This window comes from Phormidium pseudopriestleyi FRX01, from assembly GCF_017313335.1.
GTDB classification, from domain to species: domain Bacteria; phylum Cyanobacteriota; class Cyanobacteriia; order Cyanobacteriales; family Laspinemataceae; genus Laspinema; species Laspinema pseudopriestleyi.
This window is the reverse complement of sequence record NZ_JAFLQW010000295.1, coordinates 1-5,542: the sequence shown is the minus strand read 5'-3', so window position 1 is coordinate 5,542 and position 5,542 is coordinate 1. Positions and strand designations below refer to the sequence as shown.

Here is a 5,542-nt window from a genome sequence, read left to right as displayed (position 1 = left end):
CATTGACCTAAACCAACTGGGTAGACGGTCTTTGACGACCGTAGCGAGAATAAGACTTTGGGTTTTGCCTAAAGCTGTTCTGTCCGCAGAATCTCAGTCTATGAAAGAGCTGAGAGTGTCAAAGCTTAATTAGCATTATGACCCATAGGGTCGGGTGAGATAACGAGCGTTAAGGGAATTTGACCCAGGCAAAGCGTGCTGATTTTAACTTAAATTGGTTAGATTAAGAATACTCTATCCCCCTAGGGGACTGTTTTACAGGCTCCAATTTTCCGAACTTCTTGGGCGGTGTCAGTCTGGGCTTGCTTGCTAAGATTAGGGAGAAGCACTGCCTGCTGTCTACACTGCTTTTGATGACTTCAAACCCACCCCCTTTTATTCAATATGGGACAAAACCGTGGTTAATTTCTTTAAAAAATTCCTGTCTAAAGGATCCAATGGAATTGGACTGGAAATTGCTCCAGAACGACTCAATATTGTGCAACTGCGTCAACAGGGTGCCTCTTATCAACTAGAAACATACGCCACGGCGGAAGTCCCCGAAGGCGTTGTGGAAGAAGGGTTGATTGCAGACCCCCCGGAGATGGCTCAAATTATCCAAGAAACCCTAGCGGAACACAATTTAACGAATATCAAGCGGGTTGCCACCGCTGTACCGGCGCGAGAAGGGGTGATTCGGATTATCCCCGTTCCCAAAGAACTGAATGATTTGGAATTGCGGGAGTACATGAACCAAGAGGCGGGACTCTATTTGCCTTTTCCCCGAGAAGAAGCGGATGTAGACTTCCAAAAATTAGGGGAGTTTATGGATGAGGATGGCATTGAAAAGGTCCAGGTGCTACTGGTGGCGACTCGCAAGGAAGTTACGGATACTTATATTAGTACCTTTCAAGAGGCGGGTTTAGGGATAGAAATTCTGGAAATTTCGAGTTTTGCCCTGTTACGGACGATTCGAGAACAACTGCTTCAGTTGCCGCCAGAAGAGGCGGTTGTGCTGACGGATATTCAGTTTGATAGTACCGAAATTGCGATCGTGGTGGATGGGATTCCTCAGTTTTCCCGAACTATCCCGATCGGGACCTATCAGGTTCAAAGTGCTCTGTCCCAAGCGATGAATTTACCCCCTTCTCGCAATACGGATATGTTGCAGGGGATGACGATTCCGGCTAACCCAACAGAAAGTACCGGGGCGGGTACAATGGGGGGGGGAAGTAGCCCGGGAACGCAGGCTATTATTAAGGTGTTTTCTGAGTTAGGGGATGAACTGCGGCGCTCAATTGATTTTTATATGAATCAGAGCGAAGGATTGGAGGTCGGACAGCTCTTGCTGGCAGGACCGGGCGCATCGATTGGAGGGTTGGATGACTTTTTCAATCAGCGATTAAGTTTATTAAGCATCGTAGTGGATCCAGTGGAGAATTTAGCGCTGGAAGTAGACGAAGAAAAAATGCCCCTAATGCAGCGCCCAGGATTGGGAGTTGTGCTGGGGTTAGCCATGCGGGAGGCCAAATGAAATGTATAGTCTAGAAATTAATTTTCTCAACGATCGCGCTGATTATAAGCCCCCAGTTGCGAAAAAAGCGCCCGGTCCAAGTTCCCGGCAACAAACGACGATGTTGATTGGGGGACTGGCTGCAGGAGTCTCGGCGATCGCCGTGGTCATGGGGGGCTGGTTTGTGGTGAATAACCAAAATACCGAAATCCAGGGACAGTTGGCTAACCTGGAGAATCAATCCGGGAGTTTAGGGGCGCAAGTTCAAGAGGTGGAAGCCATCAATGCTGAAATTCAGCAGTTGAATACCCAAATCACATTTTTTGCCAATATTTTTAATACTTCAGTCAAGCCGATGTCAGCGCTGTTACAAGAACTACGCGATCGCCTACCCCCGGGAGTGCAACTGGCTAATCTGAATCATCAGATTGAAGAAGCGCCCCCAGAAGAAATTCAAGCCTCCTCACCCTGGACAAAAGTCCAACAAAACATTGAGATTTCGGGATATGCCAAAACCTTTGATGATGTCAATGATTTTGTGCTGTCCCTGAAGCGATCGCCCTTCTTTAATGACAGTCAAACCCAGTTAATTGACGCCACCCTGGTAGACAATCCGGTAGCGGTGGAATGCGACCCCAGTTTCCAGGGCCAACAAGCCACTTGTCCCCCGACAGACTTTCAACTGCCAAAAGTTGTCGAATATAACATTAATGCCACGGTGAGCAACGTTCTGGCTTCAGAAATTCTCGCTGATCTCCAGCGAACTAAAGCTGAAGGACTGACCACTCGGATCAATTTACTCGAACAACAGGGGGTAATTCAACGATGACCGTCAGCGAACAGTTTATGGCAATGGAGGCAGCCCGGGCTGAGGCAGCTGCACCGCCAGGAAGTTATAAAATTGGTAGCTTTGTCCTCACCCCGCAAATTCAAGGAATTTTAATTGCCGTCCTCGGGTTGGGACTCGCCGGATTTGCAGCCTTTAAGATGCTATTGCCTGCGATGGAAGAACAGACGAACTTAAGGACGCAAATTGCTGCAAAAGAAGCTGAAATCACCAATCAACAATCAAAAATCCGCCAAATGGATGAGGCTAGAGCGAATTTAGTTACAACCAAACAGCAAAAAGAAAATGTCTTAGCCTTATTTGCTCAGGGGGCGACTTTAGAAACCTTGCTGTTGGATATTAACCAAATTGTCCGGCAAAGTGGGGGAAATTTAGAATCCTTCAAGCCTCTAGAAACCAATCCGAACGAGTGGATTTTTACCGAAGGCCCCGCCCAAGCTGGAGGCGCAGCAGCCCCGCCGCCAGCAGATCCAGCCGCTGCTCCCGCCCCGACTACGCCTTCCTTAATCCTGTCCCAAGCGGTGGAAGGGAAGACAATGGATCTGGAAATGGCGGGAAGCTATCAGCAAACCCTAGATACCTTGCGACGACTTGAACGCCTGCAACAAATGGTGGTATTTGGTCAATTTACCAGTGAATTAGGTGAAGGCAGTCAGAGGATTTTTGTCGATCCTGATGGTAAAATTACCGAACAAGCACCAGCAAATCTAGATACTCAATTTAATTTGATAGCGGTGATGCCGTTACCACCAGAGCAGCTAGAAAATTTAGCAGCGCCACCGCCGCCACCAGCGGCGGCGGAAGGAGAACAACCACCGGCTGAATAACTCTGAAAATGGCGATCGCAGTTGCAGGATTTTCAGAATATAAAGGCCACGGCATCGAAAACCAGGGGAGGGCGATCGCAACCCATTTCGCTACTGCCGTGTCCCGTTACAAAAATTTAAAGCAAAAATCCGGATAGGGGAGTATTAATCAATAAAACCTATCCGTTTTTTGACAAGTAGGGATTGAAGGGCTATATAAGACTTTAATCGCAGTTTAATCAGAGTGGACTTTTTTTAAGGGAGGAGGGAACGGTGAAACAGCTTCATGCACTCGGGTGCTTATTCGGAGCTAGTGCGATTGTGGTCATGGCCAGCGCACCGGCGATCGCAGTCACTCAAATCACAGGAGTGAACGTCAGTACCAGCGGTGGTGGAGTTCAGGTGAGATTGGATACCCAGGGGGGCGATCGACCCCAAGTCTTTACCGTGAACCGAGGTACAGACGTTATTGCAGATATTATCAATACTCAACTCAGCTTACCTGGCGGTCAGAGCTTCCGCCAAAATAACCCAGCACCAGGGATTGCCTCCATCGTCGTCACCCCCCTCGATGCCAATAGCGTCCGAGTGATTGTCAGTGGTAGCACCAGCGCCCCAGAGGTAGCCATCAACCAAGCTGACGCCGCTGGAATTAATCTCGGATTCAATACAGGAGGAGGCGTTGCCACCTTACCCAATGTCAGCCCTTCCACCCCTCCTCCACCCCCAGGCATCAGTCAATCTCCTGGCATCCCATCGAGTCCAAACGTACTCGTGCCAAATCCGCAAATCACCATTGAGGGTGGCCCGGCTCCTATTGCCAGACCGAACCAGGCATCAGCACCCCCATTTCAACCGCGAGCCGTCGCCCCCCCAGTGGGAGATATTGCCGTTTCTAATATCCCATCCGCTACACCTGCGATCGATCTAGGAGCCGGATCCACGGAAATTATCCCCCGGTTAGTATTACGCGATGCATCGGTGCGAGATGTACTGTCCCTCTTGGCCCGAACCGCTGGACTGAATTTAGCCTATACACCGGGTGTCGCACCTGTAGATGGTCAGACTCAACAACCTGGGGCGGAAGTAGCTGATGCGAGTCCCAAGATTTCCCTAGATATTGAAAATGAGTCAGTTCAAGACGTTTTTAATTACATTATTCGTCTGAGTGCGTTAGAGGCAAACCGCGTTGGAGACACAATTTTTGTCGGAATTCGACTGCCAGACGAGGCCCGAAATGTAGTCGTTCGGACTCTAAGGATGAATCAAGTAGCAGCCACCGATGCAGCAGGCTTTTTAACAGCACAAGGTGCGGAAACCCAGATTGCTAGGGATCGGGTAGAGATTGTTAGCATTGGTGAAGGGGCTGCCGCTCGAATCATTGAATCGAGAACCCCCGAGATTTTAGCACTCAGAGCCACTCAAGGAGACGGTCCTTTATTGCTGAGTGGTTTATCGGTACTAACCAATGAAAGAATCAATGGGATTACCTTAGTAGGTCCCCCAAACAAAGTTGAAATTGCCACCGCATTTCTGAGTCAGTTAGATTTACGGCGTCGGCAGGTGGCCGTCAACGTCAAGATCATTGACGTTGACCTCTTGGCAACGGAAAACTTTAGTACGAGCTTCTCCTTTGGAATTAATGACAGTTTCTTTGTCAATGATGGAGGCGCAGCGGTCGCTAACTTTGGGGGGATTAATCCTCCTACAGCTAATACGGTTAGTAACAGAGAAAACACCCTGGTTCCTCCGGTCTTGGCTAATCCACTGGCAGGGGCAGGACTCCAATTCGATCCGAACCAAACCACTCAAGTTCCGCTAACGGGTCCAGGAGCAGGGGCGCTCTTTCTCCGTCCAGTTCCAGGGATTAGCACCGATCCTCGAAGTGTCGGGGTTTCAGATTATACAGTGTTTGAAGTCGATCCGACAACTGGAGTCATTACACCTGGTACAGCGGAATTTAGTTTGCCCACTTTATTCCAATACCCGCAGAAGTTTTTGGCGCTTCTCCAAGCTCAGGTTGTTAGTGGCAATGCTAAAATCCTTACTGACCCAACGATGGTCGTTCAAGAAGGGGAAACTGCCCGGTTATCTTTAACGCAAGAAGTGACTCAGACGGGTGTCTTTCAACAAGTCAACGATGACACAGGAGTGGTAGAACTTGATAGCCGCCCAGGTGTAACGGATGCGGGCTTAACATTACTCGTCAGTGTCTCAAGAATTGATGATAATGGATTTGTAACTATGAACCTCATTCCCAGTGTCTCTGCACCCACAGGTACTTCTCCGGATGGTTCAGCCTTGTTATCAACCAGAACTCTACAATCCGGTACAATTCGGATTCGAGACGGACAGACACTGATTTTATCGGGGATTATCCAAGATGTCGATCGCTCT

4 protein-coding genes are annotated in these 5,542 nt (G+C 49.0%); all 4 read left to right on the top strand.

Going from position 1 to position 5,542, the window contains the following annotated elements:
- The first annotated feature begins 397 nt into the window (after nt 1–397).
- Nucleotides 398–1,513, top strand: a complete 1,116-nt coding sequence (gene pilM / locus J0895_RS11040; protein WP_207088149.1) for a type IV pilus assembly protein PilM — start codon at nt 398–400, stop codon at nt 1,511–1,513.
- 1 nt (nt 1,514) lies between these two features.
- Nucleotides 1,515–2,321 (top strand): PilN domain-containing protein, encoded by an 807-nt coding sequence (locus J0895_RS11035; protein ID WP_207088148.1) that lies wholly within the window; start codon nt 1,515–1,517, stop codon nt 2,319–2,321.
- Entirely contained in the window at nt 2,318–3,166 is an 849-nt protein-coding gene (locus J0895_RS11030; protein ID WP_207088147.1) for a type 4a pilus biogenesis protein PilO, read from the top strand. Before J0895_RS11035 ends, J0895_RS11030 begins: the two co-directional genes overlap by 4 nt.
- A gap of 252 nt (nt 3,167–3,418) precedes the next feature.
- The coding region (locus J0895_RS11025) for an AMIN domain-containing protein (RefSeq protein ID WP_207088146.1) at nt 3,419–5,542 on the top strand (2,124 nt) is incomplete at its 3' end.

Coding starts and splice junctions, on each gene's coding strand:
- J0895_RS11035 (WP_207088148.1), top strand. CDS start 1,515: ATGTATAGTCTAGAAATTAATTTTCTCAACGATCGCGCTGATTATAAG.
- J0895_RS11030 (WP_207088147.1), top strand. CDS start 2,318: ATGACCGTCAGCGAACAGTTTATGGCAATGGAGGCAGCCCGGGCTGAG.